At 63.7% G+C, this 22,590-nt stretch carries 26 protein-coding genes; 15 read left to right on the forward strand and 11 right to left on the reverse strand.

Going from position 1 to position 22,590, the window contains the following annotated elements; all coding sequences use genetic code 11:
• Nucleotides 1-41 precede the first annotated feature (41 nt).
• Complete coding sequence (locus tag CK220_RS08035; RefSeq protein WP_095811010.1) at nucleotides 42-1,106, forward strand: branched-chain amino acid ABC transporter substrate-binding protein; 1,065 nt, start codon at nucleotides 42-44, stop codon at nucleotides 1,104-1,106.
• On the forward strand, nucleotides 1,106-2,122 hold the full coding sequence (locus CK220_RS08040) for a P1 family peptidase (RefSeq protein ID WP_095811011.1): 1,017 nt from the start codon (nucleotides 1,106-1,108) through the stop codon (nucleotides 2,120-2,122). The genes CK220_RS08035 and CK220_RS08040 overlap by 1 nt, the downstream gene beginning before the upstream one ends.
• A 15-nt stretch (nucleotides 2,123-2,137) precedes the next feature.
• On the opposite strand, the gene CK220_RS08045 is transcribed toward CK220_RS08040, so the two are convergent.
• Nucleotides 2,138-2,395 (reverse strand): DUF2171 domain-containing protein, encoded by a 258-nt coding sequence (locus CK220_RS08045; protein ID WP_095811012.1) that lies wholly within the window; start codon nucleotides 2,393-2,395, stop codon nucleotides 2,138-2,140.
• Nucleotides 2,396-2,579: 184 nt separating this feature from the next.
• On the opposite strand from CK220_RS08045, the gene CK220_RS08050 reads away from it, so the two are divergent.
• Nucleotides 2,580-2,966, forward strand: a complete 387-nt coding sequence (locus tag CK220_RS08050; protein WP_348629655.1) for a hypothetical protein — start codon at nucleotides 2,580-2,582, stop codon at nucleotides 2,964-2,966.
• 196 nt (nucleotides 2,967-3,162) lie between these two features.
• A complete protein-coding gene (gene purB / locus CK220_RS08055; protein WP_095811013.1) occupies nucleotides 3,163-4,470 on the forward strand; it encodes an adenylosuccinate lyase in 1,308 nt (435 codons plus the stop codon).
• A 40-nt stretch (nucleotides 4,471-4,510) separates the two neighbouring features.
• Here the strand turns inward: purB and CK220_RS08060 are convergent, their stop codons facing one another.
• Nucleotides 4,511-5,323: a VOC family protein gene (locus tag CK220_RS08060; RefSeq protein ID WP_095811014.1), complete on the reverse strand. Its 813-nt coding sequence runs from the start codon at nucleotides 5,321-5,323 to the stop codon at nucleotides 4,511-4,513.
• Nucleotides 5,324-5,520: 197 nt separating this feature from the next.
• Between CK220_RS08060 and CK220_RS08065 the strand changes: the two genes are divergently transcribed.
• Nucleotides 5,521-6,078, forward strand: coding sequence for an alpha/beta hydrolase (locus tag CK220_RS08065; RefSeq protein ID WP_095811015.1), 558 nt, complete (start codon nucleotides 5,521-5,523; stop codon nucleotides 6,076-6,078).
• A 12-nt stretch (nucleotides 6,079-6,090) separates the two neighbouring features.
• Here the strand turns inward: CK220_RS08065 and CK220_RS08070 are convergent, their stop codons facing one another.
• Together CK220_RS08070 and CK220_RS08075 are read right to left on the reverse strand one after the other, a co-directional pair.
• Complete coding sequence (locus CK220_RS08070; protein ID WP_095811016.1) at nucleotides 6,091-6,864, reverse strand: HpcH/HpaI aldolase/citrate lyase family protein; 774 nt, start codon at nucleotides 6,862-6,864, stop codon at nucleotides 6,091-6,093.
• Nucleotides 6,865-6,965: 101 nt separating this feature from the next.
• Nucleotides 6,966-7,286, reverse strand: a complete 321-nt coding sequence (locus tag CK220_RS08075) for a DUF1476 domain-containing protein (RefSeq protein WP_095811017.1) — start codon at nucleotides 7,284-7,286, stop codon at nucleotides 6,966-6,968.
• A 276-nt stretch (nucleotides 7,287-7,562) separates the two neighbouring features.
• Here CK220_RS08075 and purC point away from each other — a divergent pair, with 276 nt between their 5' ends.
• The 4 genes from purC (at nucleotide 7,563) to CK220_RS08095 (ending at nucleotide 9,905) form a co-directional block, all read left to right on the forward strand.
• Nucleotides 7,563-8,357, forward strand: a complete 795-nt coding sequence (purC, locus tag CK220_RS08080) for a phosphoribosylaminoimidazolesuccinocarboxamide synthase (RefSeq protein ID WP_040969563.1) — start codon at nucleotides 7,563-7,565, stop codon at nucleotides 8,355-8,357.
• 63 nt (nucleotides 8,358-8,420) lie between these two features.
• Nucleotides 8,421-8,660, forward strand: a complete 240-nt coding sequence (gene purS, locus CK220_RS08085) for a phosphoribosylformylglycinamidine synthase subunit PurS (protein WP_095811018.1) — start codon at nucleotides 8,421-8,423, stop codon at nucleotides 8,658-8,660.
• 110 nt (nucleotides 8,661-8,770) lie between these two features.
• Entirely contained in the window at nucleotides 8,771-9,439 is a 669-nt protein-coding gene (gene purQ, locus CK220_RS08090; RefSeq protein ID WP_095811019.1) for a phosphoribosylformylglycinamidine synthase subunit PurQ, read from the forward strand.
• 55 nt (nucleotides 9,440-9,494) lie between these two features.
• Nucleotides 9,495-9,905 carry a hypothetical protein gene (locus CK220_RS08095; protein WP_095811020.1) on the forward strand — a complete coding sequence of 137 codons (411 nt, stop codon included), beginning with the start codon at nucleotides 9,495-9,497 and terminating at the stop codon, nucleotides 9,903-9,905.
• A gap of 192 nt (nucleotides 9,906-10,097) precedes the next feature.
• Here the strand turns inward: CK220_RS08095 and CK220_RS08100 are convergent, their stop codons facing one another.
• Nucleotides 10,098-10,340 carry a DUF1127 domain-containing protein gene (locus CK220_RS08100; RefSeq protein WP_095811021.1) on the reverse strand — a complete coding sequence of 81 codons (243 nt, stop codon included), beginning with the start codon at nucleotides 10,338-10,340 and terminating at the stop codon, nucleotides 10,098-10,100.
• 96 nt (nucleotides 10,341-10,436) lie between these two features.
• On the opposite strand from CK220_RS08100, the gene CK220_RS08105 reads away from it, so the two are divergent.
• The 4 genes from CK220_RS08105 to CK220_RS08120 all read left to right on the forward strand — a co-directional run bounded on the left by CK220_RS08105 (nucleotide 10,437) and on the right by CK220_RS08120 (nucleotide 15,094).
• Nucleotides 10,437-11,846, forward strand: a complete 1,410-nt coding sequence (locus tag CK220_RS08105) for a PLP-dependent aminotransferase family protein (RefSeq protein ID WP_095811022.1) — start codon at nucleotides 10,437-10,439, stop codon at nucleotides 11,844-11,846.
• 155 nt (nucleotides 11,847-12,001) lie between these two features.
• Nucleotides 12,002-14,233: a phosphoribosylformylglycinamidine synthase subunit PurL gene (gene purL / locus CK220_RS08110; protein ID WP_095811023.1), complete on the forward strand. Its 2,232-nt coding sequence runs from the start codon at nucleotides 12,002-12,004 to the stop codon at nucleotides 14,231-14,233.
• Nucleotides 14,230-14,754, forward strand: coding sequence for a hypothetical protein (locus CK220_RS08115; protein ID WP_095811024.1), 525 nt, complete (start codon nucleotides 14,230-14,232; stop codon nucleotides 14,752-14,754). The genes purL and CK220_RS08115 overlap by 4 nt, the downstream gene beginning before the upstream one ends.
• Nucleotides 14,755-14,860: 106 nt before the next feature.
• Entirely contained in the window at nucleotides 14,861-15,094 is a 234-nt protein-coding gene (locus CK220_RS08120) for a BolA family transcriptional regulator (RefSeq protein WP_023674714.1), read from the forward strand.
• 19 nt (nucleotides 15,095-15,113) lie between these two features.
• Here CK220_RS08120 and CK220_RS08125 read toward each other — a convergent pair whose 3' ends face one another.
• Nucleotides 15,114-16,313 carry a ZIP family metal transporter gene (locus tag CK220_RS08125; protein WP_095811025.1) on the reverse strand — a complete coding sequence of 400 codons (1,200 nt, stop codon included), beginning with the start codon at nucleotides 16,311-16,313 and terminating at the stop codon, nucleotides 15,114-15,116.
• Nucleotides 16,310-17,431, reverse strand: coding sequence for a multicopper oxidase domain-containing protein (locus CK220_RS08130; protein WP_095811026.1), 1,122 nt, complete (start codon nucleotides 17,429-17,431; stop codon nucleotides 16,310-16,312). Before CK220_RS08130 ends, CK220_RS08125 begins: the two co-directional genes overlap by 4 nt.
• Before the next feature lie 291 nt (nucleotides 17,432-17,722).
• Between CK220_RS08130 and grxD the strand changes: the two genes are divergently transcribed.
• The gene (gene grxD / locus CK220_RS08135; protein WP_095811027.1) at nucleotides 17,723-18,058 is read left to right on the forward strand and encodes a Grx4 family monothiol glutaredoxin; all 336 of its coding nucleotides are present in this window, start codon (nucleotides 17,723-17,725) and stop codon (nucleotides 18,056-18,058) included.
• Between the two features lie 192 nt (nucleotides 18,059-18,250).
• Nucleotides 18,251-19,450 (forward strand): multidrug effflux MFS transporter, encoded by a 1,200-nt coding sequence (locus CK220_RS08140; protein WP_176479029.1) that lies wholly within the window; start codon nucleotides 18,251-18,253, stop codon nucleotides 19,448-19,450.
• A gap of 21 nt (nucleotides 19,451-19,471) precedes the next feature.
• Here CK220_RS08140 and CK220_RS08145 read toward each other — a convergent pair whose 3' ends face one another.
• The 4 genes from CK220_RS08145 to rpsD all read right to left on the reverse strand — a co-directional run bounded on the left by CK220_RS08145 (nucleotide 19,472) and on the right by rpsD (nucleotide 22,477).
• Nucleotides 19,472-19,882, reverse strand: coding sequence for a hypothetical protein (locus CK220_RS08145; RefSeq protein WP_095811028.1), 411 nt, complete (start codon nucleotides 19,880-19,882; stop codon nucleotides 19,472-19,474).
• 76 nt (nucleotides 19,883-19,958) lie between these two features.
• Entirely contained in the window at nucleotides 19,959-20,786 is an 828-nt protein-coding gene (locus CK220_RS08150) for an inositol monophosphatase family protein (RefSeq protein ID WP_095811029.1), read from the reverse strand.
• Nucleotides 20,776-21,672: a tRNA 2-thiocytidine(32) synthetase TtcA gene (ttcA, locus tag CK220_RS08155; RefSeq protein ID WP_095811174.1), complete on the reverse strand. Its 897-nt coding sequence runs from the start codon at nucleotides 21,670-21,672 to the stop codon at nucleotides 20,776-20,778. The genes CK220_RS08150 and ttcA overlap by 11 nt, the downstream gene beginning before the upstream one ends.
• Nucleotides 21,673-21,859: 187 nt before the next feature.
• Nucleotides 21,860-22,477, reverse strand: coding sequence for a 30S ribosomal protein S4 (rpsD, locus tag CK220_RS08160; protein ID WP_095811030.1), 618 nt, complete (start codon nucleotides 22,475-22,477; stop codon nucleotides 21,860-21,862).
• Nucleotides 22,478-22,590 lie beyond the last annotated feature (113 nt).

The following is a 22,590-nucleotide window of genomic DNA, read 5'->3' on the forward strand; positions in this document are numbered from 1 at the left end:
GCCGGAACAATACTCCCGGCACGGAGGACCTCTTCGCCCGAATGCGCCTTCTCACGACGACTTTAGCCGCGCTGCTTTGGCTGGCCGCGAGCGTCCATGCCGAGACGCTGGTTGGCGTCGCCGCACCGCTGTCCGGGCCATCGGCGATCCTCGGCAAGCAGATCGAGGCGGGGACCGGGCTGGCGGCGGAGGCCGAAGGCGTCGCGGTCCAAACTGTTGACGACGCCTGCACGGCCGACGGCGGTGCAGCGGCTGCCAGGCAGTTCGTGGATGCCAAGGTCAATATCGTTGTCGGTTTTCTGTGCACCGAAGCGATCGAGGCGGCACTGCCGATCCTGAAGGACGCCAACATTCCGGTCATCACGGTAGGCGTCCGCACCGAGAGCCTGACCGACCGCCGCGCCAAGACCGGCTGGCCGGTTTATCGGCTTGGGCCGCGCGGCGACGACGAACGCAATGCGGTGGCTACGATCCTCACTCGGCTCTGGCAGAACGAATTGTTCGCCATTATCGATGACGGCACCATCTATGGCCGAGAGATCGCAGAGACTTTCCGCGCGGCCGCCGAGCAGGCGGCGCTGAAACCGGTCTTCGTCGACACGTTCCGGCCGCAGCTCGACAACCAGATCGGGCTCATCGGCCGCCTGAAGAAAGCGGGAGCCACGAAAGTGTTTGCCGGCGGCGACGGCGACGACATCGCCATCATGGGGCGCGACGCTGCCTCGCTCAATGCCGGCATCACCTTCGCCGGCGGCGAGACGCTGCGCACGCCACCCGGCGATGTGCCCTATGCGGCCGGCACACTGATGATCGCGCCGCCGGAGTGGGCAGAAGTCGCGGACCCCAAGGTCATGCAGGCCTTCGGCGAAAGGAAGATCGTGACAGACGGCTACACGCTACCGGCTTATGCCGCGGTGGAGGTCGCCAAGGCGGCAGCGGTCGACGCAGAAAGCTCCGGCAAGCCGCTCGCCAAGACGCTGACCGACCACGATTTCGCGACCGCTATCGGCACCGTCCGCTTCGACGAAAAGGGCGATCTCAGCCAAAACCCATTCCGCGCCTTCCGCTTCGACGGCACCCATTTCGTGCCGCTGGAGGAAAACTGATGTTCCGCACCGGTCCACGCAACCTGATCACCGACGTCGCCGGACTCACCGTCGGCAATGCCGCCGACGCCAGGCTGAAATCCGGCGTCACGGTAGTGCTTTGCGAGGAGCCGGCGGTGGCCGGAGTCCAGGTGCTGGGTGGCGCACCGGGCACGCGTGAGACCGACCTGCTCGAGCCGCAAAACTCGATCGCGGCCATTCACGCAGTCGTGCTGTCCGGCGGCTCGGCCTTCGGCCTCGATGCCGCTTCCGGCGCCCAGGCGGCGCTGCGGGAGAAAAACATCGGCGTCGAGGTGGGGGGTTTTCGCGTTCCGATCGTGCCGGCGGCGATCCTCTTCGACCTGCGCAATGGCGGCGACAAGGATTGGGGCCGCTATCCGCCCTATCGCGAGCTTGGCTACGAGGCGGCTCAGGCCGCAACGACCGACTTCCCGGTCGGCACGGTTGGCGCCGGTACCGGCGCGCTGACCTCCGGTCTGAAAGGCGGGCTGGGTTCAGCCTCGACGATGCTCGACAGCGGCGTCACCATCGGCGCGCTCGCCGCCGTCAACCCGACCGGATCGGTAACGGTCGGACGCAGCCGCCATTTCTGGGCCGCTCCCTTCGAGATCGGCGATGAATTCGGTGGCCTGGGTTATCCCGACCCGATACCGGAAGACGCCAGGAAAATACTCTTGAAGTACCGCGACAGGCGGGCCGGGGAACCGCCAGAGGGCGCCAGCACGACGATTGCCGTCATCGCCACTGACGCTGTTCTGACCAAGGCGGCCGCCAAGCGCCTGGCGATTTCGGCGCATGACGGGTTTGCCCGCGCCATCTGGCCGACGCACACGCCGGCCGACGGCGATCTCGTCTTTGCTCTCGCGACCGGCACCAGTGGCATCGAACTCAGCACCGATGCAGCGATCGACCTCTATGCCGCAGCGGGTGCTACGATGGCCCGCGCGATCAGCCGCGGCGTCCACGCGGCGACGCCCGCCGACGGCGATCTGTTTCCGGCCTGGTCGTCCCGCTAGAGTTCTCGCGGCCGGTTAGGTCGGGTCGGACTGCTCTTCCTCGAACGTCACCGCGACGTCCGAATTCGCCGACAGCCAGACTTTCTTTCCCTCGACCTCCGCGACCAGAGCCAGCGGAACGTAATGGTGATGGCCTTTGTGCGAGCCCATGCCGCTGTCGGCCTTGGTCAGCTTGATGCGCTGTCCCTCGACTTTGTCGACGGTACCGACATGAACGCCGTCGGCGCCGATCACTTCCATATGCTCGCGTATCTTGCTGAGATCGGTGGTCATGCTGTCCTCCGCCGGGTGGCCGCGCGCCCCTATCGGACGCCCACAATAACAAACGGCCGCCGGATTGGATGCATCGAGCAGCACATCTCATTCACCATGGCGTGATAGGCATGACGCAGATGAGACTGGAAGCATTGCCAACACCACACGAGTTGAACCGCTGGTGGCCGCGGAACGTGGCCCAGTGACCGTGACGCCGCTGCAGCAAACCCCGTTCCGGCTGCGCCTTGGAAACCGCCTCCGCGACGCTCTGCCCTCGGCAGGCACGGCCATTGTCGGCGCCTTCCTGTGGGGGCTTACGATGGCGGCGAGCGCTTTCCTTAATCTGAATTATTGGGAAACGCCGGACAGCGCCCGCTTTGTCGCGCTGCTTTATGCGCTCGGCGGTGCGCCTGCTTTTCCGGTCGGACTGACATTCGCCACGCTGGTGTCGCGCGGCCGCCACTGGAAATCGCGCTCGCCGCAGCTTTCGTATGCCTGCTCGGCGCGACGCTCGCTTTCACCGGCGGGTTGTTTGCTCTGCAATACCGTTCCTACTACGCCGAGTGGCACGCTCCGGCCCTCACACTGACCTGGGCGTTTGAGTTCGTGTTCACGACCCTCACTGCGCTCTACCAGTTCGTTGTCCTGGGTGTGCGCCTCTATTTTCCATTCGGCTTTGCTGCACTTGCCGCCACCAGCATCTGGTTTGCACGCCGGCGGCGTTGAGCATTGAGCCGGCCTCTGTTAGGACGCGGCCAACGCTTCTCCTAGCAGGACCCGAAACCATGATCCCTCGCTATTCCCGGCCGGAAATGGTCGCCGTCTGGTCGCCCGAAACCCGGTTCCGCATCTGGTTCGAGATCGAGGCTTATGCCTGCGATGCGCTGGCCGAGCTCGGCGTCATCCCGAAGGAAGCCGCGAAGACCATCTGGGAAAAGGGCGGTGCGGCCAAGTTCGACGTCGACAAGATTGACGAGATCGAGCGCGTCACCAAGCACGATGTGATCGCTTTCCTGACCCATCTCGCCGAATTCGTCGGACCGGACGCCCGCTTCATTCACCAGGGCATGACCTCGTCGGACGTTCTCGACACCTGCCTTGCGGTGCAATTGACCCGCGCCGCCGACATCCTGCTTGCCGACATAAATGCGCTGCTCGTGGCCCTGAAGCGCCGCGCCTTCGAGCACAAGGATACCATCACCATTGGCCGCAGCCACGGCATCCATGCCGAGCCGACCACCTTCGGCGTCAAGCTGGCGCTGGCCTATGCCGAATTCTCGCGTTGCCGCGAGCGGCTGCTGCACGCGCGCGACGACATCGCCACCTGCGCCATCTCGGGCGCGGTCGGCACCTTCGCCAACATCGATCCCTATGTCGAAGAACATGTGGCAAAGAAACTCGGCCTGAAGCCGGAACCGGTCTCGACGCAGGTCATACCGCGCGACCGCCATGCGATGTTTTTCGCGACGCTCGGGGTGATCGCCTCGTCGGTCGAGCGCCTGGCCGTCGAGATCCGGCATCTGCAGCGCACCGAGGTGCTGGAGGCGGAAGAATATTTTTCGCCGGGACAGAAGGGCTCGTCGGCGATGCCGCACAAGCGCAACCCGGTGCTGACCGAGAATCTTACCGGCCTTGCCCGCATGGTCCGCTCCTACGCCATGCCGGCAATGGAGGATGTGGCGCTGTGGCACGAGCGCGATATCTCCCACTCCTCGGTGGAGCGCATGATCGGGCCGGACGCGACGGTGACGCTCGACTTCGCATTGGCACGCCTGACCGGCGTTGTCGACAAGCTGCTGGTCTATCCCGAGAACATGGAGAGGAACCTCAACAAGTTCCGCGGCCTTGTGCATTCGCAGCGCGTGCTGCTGGCGTTGACGCAGGCTGGCGTCTCACGCGAGGACGCCTATCGCCTGGTGCAGCGCAACGCCATGAAGGTATGGGAGCAAGGCGCTGATTTCCTTGAGGAACTGATCGCCGACAAGGACGTGACAGCGGCGCTGCCCGAGGCCGAGATCCGCGAGAAGTTCGACCTTGGCTATCACACCAAGCATGTCGACACGATCTTCAAGCGGGTGTTTGGAGGGGCTTGAGTCCGAGTGAAGGCGCCCCGCTCGCGTGGCGCAGCCCCAATCAAGCCTTGCCGGGCACCGTCCTGATCACCGTGCCCCAGGGATCTTCACGCGTCGTCTCGGCCTTCACGTTGTCCGAGCGCATTTCGACCCATACGAGGCCCGAGCGGGACGGATCGCGGCGGCCGGCGCCGGCGCTGCGCCAGGCATTGGCGCCGATATGGTGATGGTAGTGCCCGGAGGACAGGAACACCGCCTGGCCGCCATATTTGGCGACCGTGTCGAAGCCGAATTCGTCATGCCACCACGCTTCGGCGTCTTCCGGACGCCCGACGCGCAGATGCACATGGCCGACAATGGTGTTTTCCGGCGCTCCCTGCCAGCCGGCGTCACCGGCCGGCACGCTGGCGACGACCGCGGGCAGGTTCAGCCGCTCGGTCGACATTGCGATCTTGTCGCCGTTCCATTTCCAATCCTGCGGACGGCGATCGGCGTAGATCTCGATGCCGTTGCCTTCAGGGTCAGTCAGGTAGAGCGCCTCGCTGACCAGATGGTCCGACGCGCCTTCGATGCCGATCCGGTTGGCGGCGGCATGGCTGATCCACCGGCCGAGATCGGCGCGCGACGGCAGCAGGAAGGCGGTGTGGAACAGGCCGGCGCTGCGCGGGTCGTCAGGCTTGGCCGAAGCATCCTGCTCCAGCACAAGCAGCGGACGGCCCGCGGCGCCGAGCGTGATCGCGCCATCGGCGCGGCTCAGCTCCTGCAGGCCGACGGCGGCGCGATAATAGGCGGCAAGGTTTTCGGCATCGCGCGCCTTGAGGCCGACACGCGCGACGCTGACCGGGGTGGTCGCGGCAAAAGGCAGTTCGCTCATCACACTCTCCGTTCGGGCGCCGATCTCACCAAGGCCAGTCGCGCCGGCGTTTATTAGTCATTGCTGTTTCCGTTCAGATCGTTCATCGCGATCGTTCACACAAGGTGGAAAGAATCGAACACGTTGTTCACATTTGTGACTCAGCTGCGTTCCACCGCCCGGTTGCATCAGACAAGGCCGCTCGCTACATCGGCGCCATGAAAGTCAAGGACGCAGATATTCTCATCATACCGGGCTATACCAATTCCGGCCCCGAGCACTGGCAGACCCGGTGGCAATCGAAACTGTCGACGGCACGCAGGGTCGAGCAGACCGAGTGGACGAAGCCCGTGCGCGAGGACTGGACGGCAAGCGTAGCGAAAGCTGTCAACCAGGCCGAGCGGCCGGTGGTCATCGTCGCCCATTCGCTGGGTGTCGCGGCGGCGGTGCAGGCCATCCCGCAATTTCAGAAGCCGGTCGCGGGGGCCTTCTTCGTGGCGCCGCCTGATGTCGCCAATCCGGAGATCAGGCCGAGGCACCTGATGACCTTTGGGCCCTATTCGCGCGAGCCCCTGCCCTTTCCGTCGATCGTGATCGCCAGCCGCAACGACCCGTTCTGCGCCTTTGAGGTTGCCGAGGACATCGCCGCCGCCTGGGGTTCGCTGTTCATCGACGCCGGCGACGCCGGCCATCTCAACCAAGACTCGGGCTTCGGCCCATGGCCGGAGGGATCGATGACTTTCGCCAAGTTCCTCACGGAACTGAAGGAGCCTTGAGACGCCGGCGCCTCAGGCGCCGATCGAATCCCGCATGCTCTTCAGCAGCGTCTTGGCGCCGAGCGAGATCAGTGTGTGGTCAGAACCCATGGCGAGCAGGCGGTAGCCCATCGACACGACGCGACCGGCAACGGCCGGCTCGATGACGTAGATCGCGGCGTGCTTGCCGGCCTTGCGCGTCCGCTCGGCGATCGAGGCGACCGTCTCCATCATGCTTTCCAGCGTCGAATTCACGGTGGTGCCGTTCGACCAGGCGATCGAGAAATCCGACGGCCCGACGAAGATGCCATCGATGCCGGGCGTCTCGAGGATGCCATCCAGCGCCTCGAACGCCGCACGCGTCTCGACCATGGCAAAGGCCATGGTGCGCTGGTTCGAGTCGCGCAGCCACTCGGCATGGTCGCCCTTGCCATGGCGCGGAAAGGCATAGGTCGGGCCCCAGGAACGCTCGCCCATCGGCGGATATTTCATTGCTGCGGCGAACTGCCTGGCGTCGTTCACGGAATTGACCATCGGCGCGATCACCGCCTCGGCGCCGAAATCGAGCGCCCGGCTCGCCATGTCGAAGCGCCCCACCGGGATGCGCACCAGCGCCGGCTTGTTGGCGGCAAGCACCGGCACCAGGCCGCGCAGCACGCTGTCCTCGTGGTGGCCGCCATGCTGCATGTCGAGGGTAACGGCATCAAAACCCTGCTTGGCGATGATTTCGACCGTCAGCGCGTCCGGCACGCCGGACCAGGCGGTGAACAGCGTTTCGTCGGCGGCCAGGCGGGATTTAAGCGACATCGGAACTTTCCTTGTTAACGATCCGCAGTCTCAGCCGGAAACGGCGGCAAGGCAAAGAAAACCGCCCGGCTGAGCCGGGCGGTCGATTGGTCCAACGATTTTTACGTGTTCTTGATCTGCTCGATCGCCTCAGCCATCAGCTCGTCCATGGTGCGGCGGATCTGATGGTCCGACTGGTGGACTCCCGCAGCGTCGAAATCTTTGCGGATCTTGCGGAAGACGTCATGGTCGCCGGCCTCCTCGATGTCGGAGACGACTACCTCTTTGGCATAGGCCTCGGCATCGGCTCCGCTCTTGCCGAGCTTTTCGGCGGCCCAGAGGCCGAGCGCTCTGTTGCGGCGCGCCGAGGCCTTGAAGCGGAGCTCCTCGTCGAAGACGAATTTGCGCTCGAAGCCCTCTTCGCGGTCTTTCATGCTGCTCATGACGTCCCTCCGGTCAGATCGATTCCATTGGCGATGAATATGTGTGCTTTACCCAGCAGAAACCAAAAGGCCGCGGGCCGGTCAATATGCTACGTCGCATGCTGCGCTGCGGCATTTCGGTCCCGAAACCGGTTGATCGGCTGGATTTGCCGATTGAGCAAACATTACGATTGATATAGACACCGGCATTGAACGCACCGTCGCCACAACTAATTTAGGCAGACGGACAGGAAATGGTCGCTTGCCGCCTGCCCGCCAATCCAGAGAAAAAATCAGATGAAAAATCGCCGCCGCATTTACGAAGGCAAGGCCAAGATCCTCTATGAAGGACCTGAGCCCGGAACGCTGATCCAGTTCTTCAAGGATGACGCCACCGCCTTCAACAAGAAGAAACATGAGGTGGTCGACGGCAAGGGCGTGCTCAACAACCGCATTTCCGAGCACATTTTCAATCACCTCAATCGCATGGGCATCCCGACCCATTTCATCCGCCGGCTCAATATGCGCGAGCAGCTGATAAAGGAAGTCGAAATCATTCCGCTCGAGGTGGTCGTGCGCAACGTCGCCGCCGGCTCGCTGGCGAAGCGCCTGGGCATCGAGGAAGGCACGGTTCTGCCGCGCTCGATCATCGAATTCTACTACAAGGCCGATGCGCTGGACGACCCGATGGTATCGGAAGAGCACATCACCGCCTTCGGCTGGGCGAGCCCGCAGGAGATCGACGACATCATGGCGCTGGCTATCCGCGTCAATGACTTCCTCTCCGGCCTGTTCCTGGGCGTCGGCATCCAGCTTGTCGACTTCAAGATCGAGTGCGGGCGCCTGTTCGAGGGCGACATGATGCGCATCGTCGTCGCCGACGAGATCTCGCCGGATTCGTGCCGTCTGTGGGACGTCGCCACCCAGGACAAGCTCGACAAGGATCGCTTCCGTCGCGACATGGGCGGACTGGTCGAGGCCTACCAGGAAGTGGCTCGCCGCCTCGGCATCATGAACGAGAACGAGCCGCCGCGCCCGACAGGCCCGGTGCTCGTTGCCTCTTCCGAGCCCTCGAAGAGCACGAAGCACTGACAGCGCGGGCCTGCCGGAAACGGCGTGCCCGTCCTCCACACTACCGATCACTCAGGAGTATCGATGAAAGCCCGCGTTACCGTCACCCTCAAGAACGGAGTTCTCGACCCGCAGGGCAAGGCGATCGAGCACGCGCTCTCAGGGCTGGGCTTCGACGGCGTCGGCCAGGTGCGGCAGGGCAAGGTCTTTGACATCGAACTCACCGGAACCGACAAGGCCAAGGCCGAAGCCGACCTCAAGGCGATGTGCGACAAGCTTCTGGCGAACACGGTGATTGAGAACTATAATGTGGCCATAACCTGAGTTTGCAGCGCAGAGGTTATGGCTGAAGCCACCAGCGATTTGATGTACGGGCTCCTGAAGCGCGTGCAGCACGAGCGAACTCGCCGAAACCAGAGGCCCTACGACCCAAAATGAAATCAGCCGTCGTCCTTCTCCCTGGGCTCAACCGCGACCGCGATATGATCGCGGCCCTGACCAAGATCTCCGGTCAGGTGCCGGCGACCGTCTGGCAGACCGACACCGAAATCCCGGACGTCGACCTGATCGCCATTCCCGGCGGCTTCTCCTTCGGCGACTATCTGCGCTGCGGGGCGATTGCCGCGCGCATGCCGGTGATGCGGGCGGTGGCCGAAAAGGCGGCCAAGGGCGTCATGGTGATCGGCGTCTGCAATGGCTTCCAGATCCTGCTCGAGGCGGGGCTGCTGCCCGGCGCCCTTATGCGCAACGCCTCCCTGAAATTCGTCTGCCGGCACGTGAAACTCGAGATCGCCAACGCCAACACGATGTTCACTCGCCGCTATCAGCCCGGCCAGATCATCCGCTCACCGGTCGCACATCACGACGGCAACTACTTCGCCGACGCCGAAACGCTGGCGCGCCTCGAAGGCGAAGGCCAGGTGGTGTTCCGCTATGCCGAAGGCACCAATCCCAACGGCTCGATCAACGACATCGCCGGCATCGTCAGCGAAAAGGGCAATGTGCTCGGCCTGATGCCGCACCCGGAGAACCTGATCGAGGCGGCACACGGCGGCAGCGACGGCCGGGCCCTGTTCGAAGGCGCGCTTGGCATCGCCGCTTGATCCTTTCAGACGATTCCTTCAGACCATTCTTTCAGACCAACGGGGCGGCCTGACCATGAGACTGACGATTGCTCGCCTTGCTCTCCTGGCCGCCGCCGGATTTGCGCTCGCCTCTTGCCAGTCCGGCTCGAAGACCACGCCGACCCCCTCAGGCAAGAGCGCCTCCCTGCTTGCCATGGAGCAGGTCGCGATCGCCGCGCACAAATGCTGGATCGCCAGCAAGGACCCGGCCTTCAAGCCCTACCAGATGGCCAACGAGCTCAACTCCTACAGCGGAACGCCGCGCTTCCTGCTCGTGCCCGCCAAGCATTACGGCGGCAAGCCGCTGCTGGTCGTGCAGGCACAGGGCAATTCCCGCAAAGTGGACGTGTTCGGGCCGTTGATGGCCGAACCGCTCGGCGCGCGCATAGGCTCCGATATCGCGCGCTGGCAGGCCGGCAATCCATCCTGCGCCGATGCCGCGTGACTCGGCCCTAGGCCAATTCCTGCAAATTGCAGGATTGACGTTAGGCTTTCGCGCTCGTCCTGCAACTCGCAATCAAGATACGGGCGAGACCAGCCTGTCTCACCCGCCAGCGATAATGTATGCCCAAAACTTGCGCAGCGTTTTGGGAGAATGACATGCACGAAACGAGATTTTGAGCGCGTCGCGACGCGCTTAGTCCCAGAGCGGCCTGATGCCCTCGCGATTGGCATCGCAGCGTGAAATGCCGATGTCCTTGAGCTGCTCGTCGGTCATCTCCAGGAGCGCAAGGCGTCCGCGACGGCGTTCCAGCATCCGGTCGATTTGCCTGGCGATGGAACGGAGCACGGACACGACGCGGTTGATAAACCCGCGGCGCCCCGACGGGCGGCCATGCAATTCCGCACTGCCATAACGCAATATATCAATTGTATTCATCTCTCGATCAACCAATTCTATCGATTGTACCTAGCTGCCATTCGCACCTCCATATCGATTGACTCATCGTACGGTGCAATATAGAAAATTGTCACCATGACAAATTGGCTCCCAAACCTCGCTTCCGGTTCCGGCCCTTTCTATCAGCGCCTTGCTGACAGCATTGAGTCAGATATCGACAAGGGCGTCATCGATGCCGGTGCAAAACTGCCGCCGCAGCGTGATCTCGCATACGACATCGGCACTACGGTCGGCACGGTCGGCCGGGCCTATCAATTGCTGCGCGAGCGCGGCCTGGTGAGCGGGGAGGTCGGGCGCGGCACCTATGTGCTCGCGCAACGCGCTGAAAGCCCCAAGCCCGAGCTGGAGTCCGCCGCGCTGGGTACGCGGCTCATCGACGCGCCGAGCGGCAAGCTGCGCTTCGACAGCACCGCCGCCCCCGATGTCGGCCAGGGCGCAATCATTGCCGAAGTTCTGGCGCGGACGGCGGAGGAGCACCCTCACGACATTTCGAGCTATACGAGGGATTTCCCGGAACGCTGGTTCGAGGCTGGCAGCCGCTGGCTCAAGCGCAATTCGTTTCACCCCTCACCCGATTCGATCGTGCCGACGCTTGGCACCCATGCGGCGGTGATCGCCGCGATCGCCGCGCTAACGACGCCTGGCGACACGATCGTCTTCGAGCATCTCACCTATTCGCAGATCTCGCGTAGCGCCGGCCTGATCGGGCGCCGCACCGCGCTGGTGTCGGCGGACGATGAAGGTCTCGATCCCGACGATTTCGAGCGGGTCTGCGCGCAGAAACATCCGAAGGTGATGTTCGTGATGCCGACGGCGAAGAACCCGACGCTGGTGACGCTGTCGGCGGAGCGGCGCCAGGCGATCGCGCGCATAGCGCGCGAGTACAATGTCGTCCTGATCGAGGATGATCTCTATGGCGAATTGACCGACGATCCGACGCCATTGCTCGCAGAATATGCCCCGGAGCGCACGATCGTCGCCGGCGGCCTGTCGAAGTCGGTCGCGGCCGGCGTGCGCGGCGGCTGGCTGTCCTGCCCGCCCGCCTACCGCCACCGCATCCGCGTGGCGCACAAGATGATGACCGGCGGGCTGCCCTTTCTGCTGGCGGAGGTCGGAACAAGGCTGGTGATGTCCGGCCAGGCCAGCGATATCCGCAAGCGTTGCATTGCCGAGATCCAAGCTCGTCTCCATGTCGTGCGCGAGACGCTGGCTGGCTTTGACTTCAAGGCACGGGACAATGTGCCCTTCGTCTGGCTCACCTTGCCGGATCCTTGGCTCTCGGGCACCTTCAAGAATGCCTGCCTGGCGCAGGGCGTGCTCATTGACGACGAGGACGAGTTCAAGGCCGGTCGTTCCGAGCAGGTCTTCCACAGCGTCCGTTTCGGTGTTTCGCAACCTCGGCAAAGCAAGGAAGTCGCCGGTGGTGTCGCGGTCATCCGCCGCCTGCTCGACGAAGGCCGCGCCGGCTACGACAGTTTTTCCTGACCTGTCCTTTCTTAATCCGCATCGCGCTACCGGCCGGTGCCCGCGCAGTGGTTTTCCGGCGTTTTTCGTCATCCTTTGGGGGTGTATCGGGCGAAAGCTTGCGATAAGAGGAGACTCAAGAAAGCCCCCTCTCCCACGGATACCAATCGCCGCTCATGACCATTTCCAATTCCGTGCCGATCACCCCCGAGCTCGTCGCCGCGCATGGGCTCAAGCCCGACGAATACCAGCGCATCCTCGATCTGGTCGGCCGCGAGCCGAGCTTCACCGAGCTCGGCATCTTCTCGGCGATGTGGAACGAGCACTGCTCCTACAAGTCTTCCAAGAAATGGCTGCGCACGCTGCCCACCAGCGGCCCGCAGGTTATACAGGGGCCGGGTGAGAATGCCGGCGTGGTCGACATCGGCGACGGCGACTGCGTCGTCTTCAAGATGGAGAGCCACAACCACCCCTCCTATATCGAGCCCTATCAGGGAGCCGCGACCGGCGTGGGCGGCATCCTGCGCGATGTCTTCACCATGGGCGCGCGGCCGGTAGCGGCGATGAACGCGCTTCGCTTCGGCGAACCTGACCATCCCAAGACCCGGCACCTGGTCGCGGGAGTGGTTTCAGGCATCGGCGGCTACGGCAATTCCTTCGGCGTGCCGACCGTCGGCGGCGAGGTCAATTTCGACCCGCGGTACAACGGCAATATCCTGGTCAACGCGTTCGCGGCCGGCCTCGCCAAGTCCAATGCCATCTTCCTGTCGCAGGCCAAGGGCGTCGGCCTGCCGGTCGTCTATCTCGGCGCCAAGACCGGACGCGACGGCGTCGGCGGCGCCACCATGGCCTCGGCCGAGTTCGATGACAGAATAGAGGAGAAGCGTCCGACCGTGCAGGTCGGCGACCCCTTCACCGAAAAATGCCTGCTGGAGGCCTGCCTCGAGCTGATGGCCTCGGGCGCGGTCATCGCCATTCAGGACATGGGCGCCGCCGGCCTGACCTGCTCGGCGGTCGAGATGGGCGCCAAGGGCGATCTCGGCATCGAGCTCGACCTCGACAAGGTGCCCGTGCGCGAGGAGCGCATGAGCGCCTATGAGATGATGCTCTCGGAAAGCCAGGAGCGCATGCTGATGGTGCTGCGCCCCGAGAAGGAAGAGCAAGCTGAGGCGATCTTCCGCAAATGGGGCCTCGACTTCGCGATCGTCGGCAAGACCACCGACGAACTGCGCTTCCGTGTCATCCACCAGGGCGACGAGGTCGCCAACCTGCCGATCAAGGAACTGGGCGACCAGGCGCCGGAATATGACCGTCCCTGGGTCGAAGCCAAGAAGCCTGCACCGATCGCCGAGAAGGACTTGCCTAAGGCCGATGTCGCCGACGCGCTGCTCAAGATGCTGGGCGGGCCCGACCTCTCCTCGCGCCGCTGGGTGTGGGAACAGTACGACACGCTGATCCAGGGCAATTCGCTGCAGCTTCCCGGCGGCGATGCCGGCGTGGTGCGCGTCGAGGGCCATCCGACCAAGGCGCTCGCCTTCTCTTCCGACGTCACGCCGCGCTATTGCGAGGCCGACCCGTATGAGGGCGGCAAGCAGGCCGTCGCCGAGTGCTGGCGCAACCTGACCGCGACCGGCGCCCTGCCGCTTGCCGCCACCGACAATCTCAATTTCGGCAATCCGGAGCGGCCGGAGATCATGGGCCAGTTTGTCGGGGCGGTTAAGGGCATCGGCGACGCCTGCCGCGCGCTCGGCTTCCCGATCGTCTCCGGCAATGTCTCGCTCTACAACGAAACCAATGGCCGCGGCATCCTGCCGACGCCGACCATCGGCGGCGTCGGGCTGATTGCTGATTGGTCGAAGATGGCCCGCATCGGTTTTGCTGCCGAGGGCCAGATGATCGTGCTGGTCGGCGCGCCGCCGACATGGGGCAGCCATCTCGGCCAGTCCGTCTATATGCGCGACATCCACGGCCGCGCCGACGGTCCGCCGCCGCCGGTTGACCTCGAACATGAAAAGCGCGTCGGCGACCATGTGCGCGCGCTGATCGCTTCCGGCATCGTGACTGCCGCGCACGATATCTCCGACGGCGGCCTTGCCGTGGCGCTGGCCGAAATGGCGATGGCATCCGGAATCGGCGCCACCATCCCCGGCCTCACCGGCACCGATCCGATCCCGGTCTGGTTCGGCGAGGACCAGGGCCGTTATCTGCTGACGTTGTCGATCGACCCGCAAAGCGGCGAATGGGACAGGATCCGCGAGGAACAGGGCAAGCTCGGCATTTTCGCGCCGTGGATCGGCACGACCGGTGGCGACATGCTGAAACTCGGCGAGGCGCGTGCCGTTCCGGTGAGTGAATTGACCGCCGCCCATGAGGGCTGGTTCCCGCGCTTCATGGATCAGACCATTTGACCAGGCTGGCGGTCCGGGCGCTGCTTGCAGCCGTCTTCTGGCCGTCGCTGTTCTTCTTCTGGTTCCTCGGCCCGTTCGTCTTTCTGCTGTTGTCGACGACTTCGAGCGAGGTCTGTCCAAGGCTCGAAACGCGGGCCGAGTTCCTTGCTGCGGCCAACGGCACAATCCCGCTGCTGGCCGCTCAGGGCCTCGTCTACGCGGTTCCTGTTCTGTGCCTGGTCCTGTGGCAGCGCCTTTTGCCGGAGCCGGCTCGGGCAAGGCATATCGTCACTTGCGCCAAGCTCTTCGCCGTTGCAACGGCCATCGGAGCGCTTTGGGCGTATGGTTCTTCGCTTTTATGCGATGGCTACGGCCGGCCGTTTTTCTCCCCGGTCTGGCAGTGGACGAGCTACTTGCCGATGGTCGGTATCGCGATAAACGTGCCGCTCTATGTGCTGACCTTCAGTCTCGGTCGCGCCAACTCGACGCGCGAGGAGGTGTCCGCAGGCGACGCGGCTCGGCCGGATCGGAATATCCCGTGAACCCTCGGTCATGGATGGAACGGCTTCAATCCGGACCGGAAAGGCTCTACGCTTATCCCGACTCTCATCGCACGGGCTGCACCCGCTCGAAAACAGGATTTCTGCCATGGCAATGGATGCGCACGACATTGAACGGCTGATCAAGGAAGGCATTCCGGACGCCAAGGTGACGATACGCGATCTGGCTGGTGACGGCGATCACTACGCGGCCGAAGTGGTGGCCGAAAGCTTCCGCGGCAAAAGCCGCGTCCAGCAGCACCAGATGGTCTATGACGCGCTGAAAGGCAATATGGGCGGCGTGCTGCATGCGCTCGCCCTGCAGACCAGCGTTCCGGACTGAGTCTTGACGCCGCGGTTGTTCAGATCTTTACCAGCATCGCCGTGAGGTACATGAAGCCGATCCCGGCTGCCAGACCGGCCATCGCAGCCGGTGCGAGCAAGGCGCGCGAGCCATCGGCGCGCTGGCGAAGCTGCAGCGAAACCATCTCGACGATCACTTGCAGGATCGCTCCGGCGCCGATCGCCAGCGCCAGCGCCGACCATTGCGGCGCATAGGCGAGGCTGCCGATCCATAGGCCGACGACGGCGGGACCTCCCGCGAGCAGCGTCAACATGGCGAAGGTCCTGAGCGGCGGTCGCTCCTTCAGGATCGGGGCGGCGATGCCGATGCCTTCGGTGATGTTGTGCAAGGTGAAGCCAAGCACCAGGAACGTGCCGAGCCCGGCTGCGCCCGAGACGAAGGCGGCACCGATCGCCAGCCCTTCGCCAAGATTGTGCAGGCCGATGCCGAGTGCGATGAAGGTGGCAAGCGCCAGCCCGGTCGGTGTCCCGCCGCGCCGGCCTGCCGCCATGAGCAGAAGGAAGCTGGCGGTGGCTGCGAGCACGATCATGGTCGGCCCCTGGAACAGGGCGGCTGCTTCGCCGGCCAGTTCGAACGCGTCCTCGAGCGTGTCGACGAAAAGGAAGGCGAGCAGACCGACGGTCATCGACAGGAGAAAATCCATGCCGTTCCGCCCGACCCCGCGTAGTGCCGGATAGAACATCAGGCCGATCGCCACGGGCAGGATGCCGACAAAGCCGCCGAGCACCGCTTGCGCGGCAAAGCTAGGTGAATTGCGCGTCGGTGTGGGTACGGCGACGGCGATATCGTGCCCGAATGTTGTCCCGGTGCTGGTCACGACATTGACCGCATGCGCCTCCCCCAGCACCCAGGGGTATGGCAGGCTGATCCATGCTGTTGCGCCGCGCGCGATCGGCCCCGGTGGATCCTGCGTGAACTGCCAGTAAGCGTCGTCGACCTGGACCTGCGCGATCGTCATCGGTTCCGACCCGCCGGCCCGCACGAGGATTCGAATGCCGTCGTTTCCAATAATCGTCCGCTCGAAGGTGAGGTTCTCGACCGGCGGCGCGCCGTTGCGAAAGCTCGCCAACGGGTCGGAAGAGACCATCCACGCAACCGCGAGCCCGAGCACGGCGAGCGGCAATACGATCCAGAGCAGAGAGAGCCAGCGCGGCCAACCGGCCTGTGTATCCCGGGAGGTGCGACTGACATCGGTCACGACACGGCCTCCACCACGTCGAACATGCCCGACCAGCCAAGTTCGGTAAACTCCGACTGGTGGGGATGGAACATGTAGAGGCCTGGCTCGTGCTCCTTGAAATGGAACTCGAGGATACCGCGCTCGGCCTGGCACTGGGTGATCAGATCGACGGTCCTGAGTGTCGGCGTCAGCGTCGTGCCCTGATTGTAGTAGTCGAAGAAATTGGCATGCAAATGGAAGGAGTTGATCGGGTCGAACTCGACCACGTTGACGAGGTAGATCCGGACAGGCTTGTCCTTCAGCACCCGTATCGGCTTCTTCGCGTAGGCATGGGCGACGGTGTTGACGGCATAGACCTCGTTCTCGTTGTCGAAATTGGTGTCGAAGGCGTTCATCACCATCACGAATTCCTGCCAGCCGGCATTCTCGGGCGTGCCGAGCAGGCGCGAGCGGGCGACCGCCTCATGCTCCGGATGCCGGGCGGGATCGGGGTCGATGATGAAGGCGCCGTACATACCTTTCTGGATGTGCCGCTTCAGCGGCAGCGCATGGCAATGATAGAGATGGCAGCCGAACGGCCTGGCATCGAACTCGTAGACGAACTCCTCGCCCGGCCCGATCAGACCGGCGCCGGGAACGCCGTCCATTCGAGCTGCGTGAATGCCGTGGAAATGCATGGAATGCGGATGCGAGCCGTTGTTGCGAAAGACGATCTTCAAGCGATCGCCTTCTGTCGCCCGCAGCGACGGCCCCGGCACGCGGCCATTATAGGTCCAGGCCGGGAACAGGATGCCGGGCGCGATCTCGATCTCCTTGTCCTCGGCCGTGACCTCGAAGCTGCGCAGCGTCCGCCCGCCCGGCAGCGTCGACACCGTCCCGGTCTCCCAGTCGCCGAGCAGCTTCACTGGATCGAAACCGTTGCGGCTATCCTCGACTTCGCCGACGGTGATCATCGCCCCATGCGCGGACAGGTGCGCCGGCTGCGGGTCAGCCGCCGCTGGCGTTCCGTGACCAGCGTGGCCGGTCTGCCCGCGCGCCGCCGTCGCCATCACCGCCGTGCCGCCCGCCGCCAGGCCGCCGGCCAGAAGTAGCCTTCGATCGAGCTTTTGTTCCAATAAGGATTTCGTTTCGCGCATATCCGCGTTCCTCCAAGGCACCGGGAAGAATAGTGCATGCTTCAAGATTTAGCTATAGCTATAATTCTGGTGGCGCGCGAATGGCAACCGGGCACTGGCACAGGAACAAGAGAACCGGCCTGCCGGCCCGCTTGCCGGAAGAGTTCCGGCTGGCGGATTTGGCCCAATGGCGGACCAAAGCTTTGCGCCATTTCGGATGCGTTGCGGCTAACGTCTTGTTTCAGCCAACCTATGGGTTTATTTGATGGACATGCTTCGAGCCTGACTCCCACAGGCGTGAAAGGATTCCCCATGAGTGGCATCAACGACTACATCGACAGCGAAGTGAAGAGCAACGACGTCGTGCTCTTCATGAAGGGCACCCCCGGCTTCCCGCAGTGCGGGTTCTCCGGCCAGGTGGTGCAGATCCTCGACTATGTCGGCGTCGACTACAAAGGCGTGAACGTGCTGACCTCGGCCGAGCTGCGCCAGGGCATCAAGGACTATTCCAACTGGCCGACCATCCCGCAGCTCTATGTCAAGGGCGAGTTCGTAGGCGGTTGCGACATCGTGCGCGAGATGTTCCAGGCCGGCGAACTGCAGGATTTCCTGGTCGAAAAAGGCGTCAGCGTCGAAGGCGCCGCCTGATTTGAGTTCGCGCTGGCCGGCCCCACCGGCTGCGCTGTGACATCCGGGGCCACGCCACCTCGGCACTTTGGGTTTCGAACTCGAGAACGAGACGAATTGATGCGCCGCTCGACCGGCGCATGTTCGTTCGATTGATCGGATTTTGCCGTGGACAATCAGGCACTAGCGCAGCAATCGGCAAAGAGCTTGCCCATTCCGCGCTGGGAATTCATTGCGCTCTGCGCCGCGCTGATGGCGCTCAATTCGCTCGCCATCGACATCATGCTGCCGGCGCTGCAGCAGATCGGCGCCTCGCTTGGCGTCGAGAATGAAAACCACCGCCAGTATGTGATCACAGCCTACATCCTTGGCTTCGGCACTGGTCAGCTCTTCTTTGGCCCGGTTTCCGATCGTTTCGGCCGCCGTGCGCCGCTGGTCGCCGGCCTGATCATCTATGTGGCGGCGGTAGCCGCCGCTGCCGTTGCTCCGACCTTTGCCATCCTGCTCACCTGCCGTGTCGTGCAAGGCATCGGCGCGGCGGCAACCCGCGTGATCGCCGTCTCCATCGTGCGCGACACATTCGAGGGCCGCCGCATGGCCGAGGTCATGTCGCTGATCTTCATGGTGTTCATGGCGATACCGGTCGTCGCGCCCGGCATCGGCCAGTTCATCATGCTTTTCGCCACCTGGCACTGGATCTTCGTCACCATGGCCGTCGGCGCGCTGATCGTGTCGGCATGGTCGCTGTTGCGTTTGCCGGAGACGCTGCACCCGGAATACCGACGGCCCTTAACCGTCAATGCCGTCGTCGGCGGCTTCCGCATCGTGCTCACCAACCGCATCGCGCTTTGCTATGCCTTTGCCAGCACCTTCATCTTCGGCGCGATGTTCGGCTTCATCAATTCCGCGCAGCAGATCTATCTCGAAGTCTTCCATGTCGGCGAGCTGTTTCCGCTGATCTTCGCCGGCGTCGCGGGCGTGCTCGCCTTCTCGAACTTCCTCAACGCGCGGCTCGTCGGCAAGGTCGGCATGCGCCGCCTGTCGCAGAGCGCGCTGCTGCTCTTCCTCGCCATCAGCCTGGCCTGGCTCGTCGTCTCGCTCGAATTGCAGATGCCGCTCTGGCTGTTCATCGTCTTCTTTGCCGGCGCGATGGTTCCATTCGGCTGTCTCGGCGCAAATTTCAACGCGCTTGCAATGGAGCCGCTCGGCGAGCTCGCCGGCACCGCGTCCTCGATCCTCGGCTTCATGCAGACCTTTCTCGGCGGTCTCCTCGGCACGCTGATAGGTCAGGCCTATAACGGCACGGTCACGCCATTGGCCGCCGGCTTCTGCAGCGTTTCCGTCGCCGCCCTGCTGATGATCCTGATCGCCGAGCGCGGGCGGTTGTTCCAGCCCCACAATCCGCCGGTGTGAGGCCATCGCCTACGCATGCGCTCAGGATTTTCGCTCAAGCGCGGCCGTGAAGCGAGGCGAAAGTATGCGCCCTGCGATCGCCTCGCCCATGCTCTCGGTAAAGGGGATCGGCAGGGCCTTATCGAGAGCCTCGAGGACGGAGGCAACAAAGGCTCTGTTCAATCCGTCGTCCGGTCCGAGTGCGGAGAAGGTCGCGCGCGGCCTGCCAATGAGCGTTCCGTCTCGGCGAAACGAGAACCGCAGGGTCAAGGACAAACCGGCAGTTCCGCGCGGCGGCTGCCAGCAGGCGTAAATGGCAGCCGACATTTCCGCTATTGAGTTTACGGGATCGCGACTGCCGCAGGCGCGCTCCCGGGCCGTCGCTTCGTCAGGATCGGTGATCGTCACGGCGATAGCGAGAGCCAGAGCGACCATCGCTAACCGGGTGCTCATTCACATCTCCGGATTTGCGTGAGGTTGTAGATCGATCCTTCCAGCCGACCGGCTGGCGCTCGCCGACGCAACGATCCTATTCCGCCCAGAGCTCGCGGCGCAGTTCGTTCCAGCTGTCCTGGTCTGGCGCGACCAACAACCCGCCGTCGACATGCGATGGCAGATAGGCATCGCCGTCGATCCGCGCCGCATAACCACCGGCTTCCTGATGAATCAGCACGCCGGCCAGATGGTCCCACGGCATCAGCTTGTTGTAGACGACGAAATGCGCATGGCCGCTCGCCAGCAGCCGGTATTCGTGCGCCGCGCAACGATAGCCGAACTGCGACAGCGCCTTGGTCTGGTTGCGCGCGAGCCGCGAGCGCTCCGGTTCCTTCAGATACTGCCACGAGACCGCGCCGGTCATCTCGGAGATCGGCACCGGCTCGGCGACCCGCACCCTCTCCAGCGCGCCATGTGCGTGGCGGATATGGCTACCCGCCGCCTTGGCGCCGATCAGCCAGTCCTTGCCGACCGGATCGTGGATGATGCCGGCAACCGTCTCGCCATTGACCACGGCGCCCAGCATGACGCCGAACAGTGGCACGCCGGAGGCGAAGTTGAAGGTGCCGTCGACCGGATCGATGACGAAGGCGAGCGCGGCATCGCCCAGCCCTTTGAGCAAGGCCGGATTGTCGGAGCAGGCCTCCTCGCCGACGATCATCGCTGAGGGGTAACGCTCGCGCAGCCTGGCAGTGATCAGCCTTTCGGCGTTGACGTCCGCCTCCGTCACCAGATCGGCGGCGGACGTCTTCTGGCGAACCTCGCCCTCGCCCAGCCGGCGGAAGCGCGGCATGATTTCGGCCCTGGCTGCATCGGCTAGAAGGTCGGCCAGCCAGTCGATCGCTTGCATGTCAAACGTCATCGGAAATGTCTTTTCCCGTGGTAAGACGCGCATCGAGCGCGGCGAAGTCGAACAGTTTTCGGTCGAGCAAATGCGAGGGCCGCACATTGGTCATCGCGCGGATCATCGTGTCCTTGCGACCAGGCATGCGCTTCTCGATATCGTCGAGCATCGCCTTCATGGCGTTGCGCTGCAGCCCTTCCTGGCTGCCGCAGAGATCGCATGGTATGATCGGGAACTTCATGGCGTTCGCGAACCTTTCCAGATCCGCCTCGGCGCAATAGGCGAGCGGGCGCAGAACCATGACATCGCCCTCGTCATTGAGAAGCTTCGGCGGCATGGCGGCGAGACGCCCGCCATGGAACAGGTTCATGAAGAATGTTTCGAGGATGTCCTCGCGGTGGTGGCCGAGCACCAGGGCGGCGCAGCCCTCCTCGCGCGCGATGCGATAGAGATGGCCGCGCCTCAGCCGCGAGCAGAGCGAGCAATAGGTGCTGCCCTCGGCCAGCTTGTCGGTGACCACCGAATAGGTGTCCTGGTACTCGATGCGATGCGGAATGCCGTTGGCGCTGAGATAGTCCGGCAGGATGTGCTTTGGAAAGTTTGGCTGACCTTGGTCGAGATTGCACGCAAGCAGCTCGACGGACAGCAGCCCGCGCCATTTGAGATCGAGCAGCAAGGCGAGCAGGCCATAAGAATCCTTGCCGCCGGAGAGCGCCACCAGCCAGCGCTCGCCGGGCTTGACCATGGCGAAGTCTTCGATCGCCTGGCGCGTAAGCCGCAAGAGCCGCTTGCGCAGCTTGTTGAACTCGACCGAGGATGGCACGTCACGGAACAGCGGATGAAATCCGCCCTCCGGCTCGTCGGTGATCGGCTCAAGCGATTTGACGTCTGGCAGCATATTCATGGCGCAGGTGCCCACGGTTCTGTTGCCGCTTCGCTTAGAGCATTTTGCAGCCAAGTGGAATCACTTGGCGTCGCGGAAATGCGGCTAAAAAAATGGCCAGGGTGGAATTCCGGCCCTGGCCGACGCGACAGACAAAGAAAAGGCCGCCTCGAAGGCGGCCTTGGATGGCTGTCGCTGATTGGTCGGATCAGCGCGAATAGAATTCGACGACCAGGTTCGGTTCCATCTGGACGGCGAACGGAACATCCGCCAGGCCGGGAACGCGGCTGTAGGTCGCGGTCATCTTGTTGTGGTCGGCCTCTATGTAGTCCGGCACGTCGCGCTCGGCCAGACCGACCGATTCCAGCACGATGACGAGCTGCTTCGACTTCTCGCGCACCTCGATGACGTCGCCCGGCTTGCAGCGGTACGAACCGATGTTGGTGCGCTTGCCGTTGACGTTGACGTGGCCGTGGTTGACGAACTGGCGGGCCGCGAAGATGGTCGGCACGAACTTGGCGCGATAGACGATCGCGTCGAGACGCGACTCGAGGAGGCCGATCAGGTTCTCGGAGGTGTCGCCCTTGCGGCGATTGGCCTCCTCATAGACCTTGCGGAACTGCTTTTCCGAAACGTCGCCATAGTGGCCCTTGAGCTTCTGCTTGGCGCGCAGCTGCAGGCCGAAGTCGGAAAGCTTGCCCTTGCGGCGCTGGCCATGCTGGCCGGGGCCGTATTCGCGCTTGTTGACCGGGGACTTCGGGCGGCCCCAGATGTTTTCGCCGAGACGGCGGTCGATCTTGTATTTCGCGGATTCGCGCTTGCTCATCGCATTCCCTTTCAAAACGATATACCCGGAACCCCATGGCTCCGGGTGAAGGAAACGCGCCCTCCTCTGGCCTCCGTTTTCGAGGCCTGACAGGGTTTTCCACGCAACGCGAC

Origin of the sequence: Mesorhizobium sp. WSM3860, from assembly GCF_002294995.1 — a bacterium.
Classification (GTDB): Bacteria; Pseudomonadota; Alphaproteobacteria; order Rhizobiales; family Rhizobiaceae; genus Mesorhizobium.

Bases quoted from the DNA above. Each gene is read 5' to 3' on its own strand.
- CK220_RS08035 (WP_095811010.1), top strand. From the start codon at position 42: ATGCGCCTTCTCACGACGACTTTAGCCGCGCTGCTTTGGCTGGCCGCG.
- CK220_RS08040 (WP_095811011.1), top strand. From the start codon at position 1,106: ATGTTCCGCACCGGTCCACGCAACCTGATCACCGACGTCGCCGGACTC.
- CK220_RS08045 (WP_095811012.1), bottom strand. From the start codon at position 2,395: ATGACCACCGATCTCAGCAAGATACGCGAGCATATGGAAGTGATCGGC.
- purB (WP_095811013.1), top strand. From the start codon at position 3,163: ATGATCCCTCGCTATTCCCGGCCGGAAATGGTCGCCGTCTGGTCGCCC.
- CK220_RS08060 (WP_095811014.1), bottom strand. From the start codon at position 5,323: ATGAGCGAACTGCCTTTTGCCGCGACCACCCCGGTCAGCGTCGCGCGT.
- CK220_RS08065 (WP_095811015.1), top strand. From the start codon at position 5,521: ATGAAAGTCAAGGACGCAGATATTCTCATCATACCGGGCTATACCAAT.
- CK220_RS08070 (WP_095811016.1), bottom strand. From the start codon at position 6,864: ATGTCGCTTAAATCCCGCCTGGCCGCCGACGAAACGCTGTTCACCGCC.
- CK220_RS08075 (WP_095811017.1), bottom strand. From the start codon at position 7,286: ATGAGCAGCATGAAAGACCGCGAAGAGGGCTTCGAGCGCAAATTCGTC.
- purC (WP_040969563.1), top strand. From the start codon at position 7,563: ATGAAAAATCGCCGCCGCATTTACGAAGGCAAGGCCAAGATCCTCTAT.
- purS (WP_095811018.1), top strand. From the start codon at position 8,421: ATGAAAGCCCGCGTTACCGTCACCCTCAAGAACGGAGTTCTCGACCCG.
- purQ (WP_095811019.1), top strand. From the start codon at position 8,771: ATGAAATCAGCCGTCGTCCTTCTCCCTGGGCTCAACCGCGACCGCGAT.
- CK220_RS08095 (WP_095811020.1), top strand. From the start codon at position 9,495: ATGAGACTGACGATTGCTCGCCTTGCTCTCCTGGCCGCCGCCGGATTT.
- CK220_RS08100 (WP_095811021.1), bottom strand. From the start codon at position 10,340: ATGAATACAATTGATATATTGCGTTATGGCAGTGCGGAATTGCATGGC.
- CK220_RS08105 (WP_095811022.1), top strand. From the start codon at position 10,437: ATGACAAATTGGCTCCCAAACCTCGCTTCCGGTTCCGGCCCTTTCTAT.
- purL (WP_095811023.1), top strand. From the start codon at position 12,002: ATGACCATTTCCAATTCCGTGCCGATCACCCCCGAGCTCGTCGCCGCG.
- CK220_RS08120 (WP_023674714.1), top strand. From the start codon at position 14,861: ATGGCAATGGATGCGCACGACATTGAACGGCTGATCAAGGAAGGCATT.
- CK220_RS08130 (WP_095811026.1), bottom strand. From the start codon at position 17,431: ATGCGCGAAACGAAATCCTTATTGGAACAAAAGCTCGATCGAAGGCTA.
- grxD (WP_095811027.1), top strand. From the start codon at position 17,723: ATGAGTGGCATCAACGACTACATCGACAGCGAAGTGAAGAGCAACGAC.
- CK220_RS08145 (WP_095811028.1), bottom strand. From the start codon at position 19,882: ATGAGCACCCGGTTAGCGATGGTCGCTCTGGCTCTCGCTATCGCCGTG.
- CK220_RS08150 (WP_095811029.1), bottom strand. From the start codon at position 20,786: ATGACGTTTGACATGCAAGCGATCGACTGGCTGGCCGACCTTCTAGCC.
- ttcA (WP_095811174.1), bottom strand. From the start codon at position 21,672: ATGAATATGCTGCCAGACGTCAAATCGCTTGAGCCGATCACCGACGAG.
- rpsD (WP_095811030.1), bottom strand. From the start codon at position 22,477: ATGAGCAAGCGCGAATCCGCGAAATACAAGATCGACCGCCGTCTCGGC.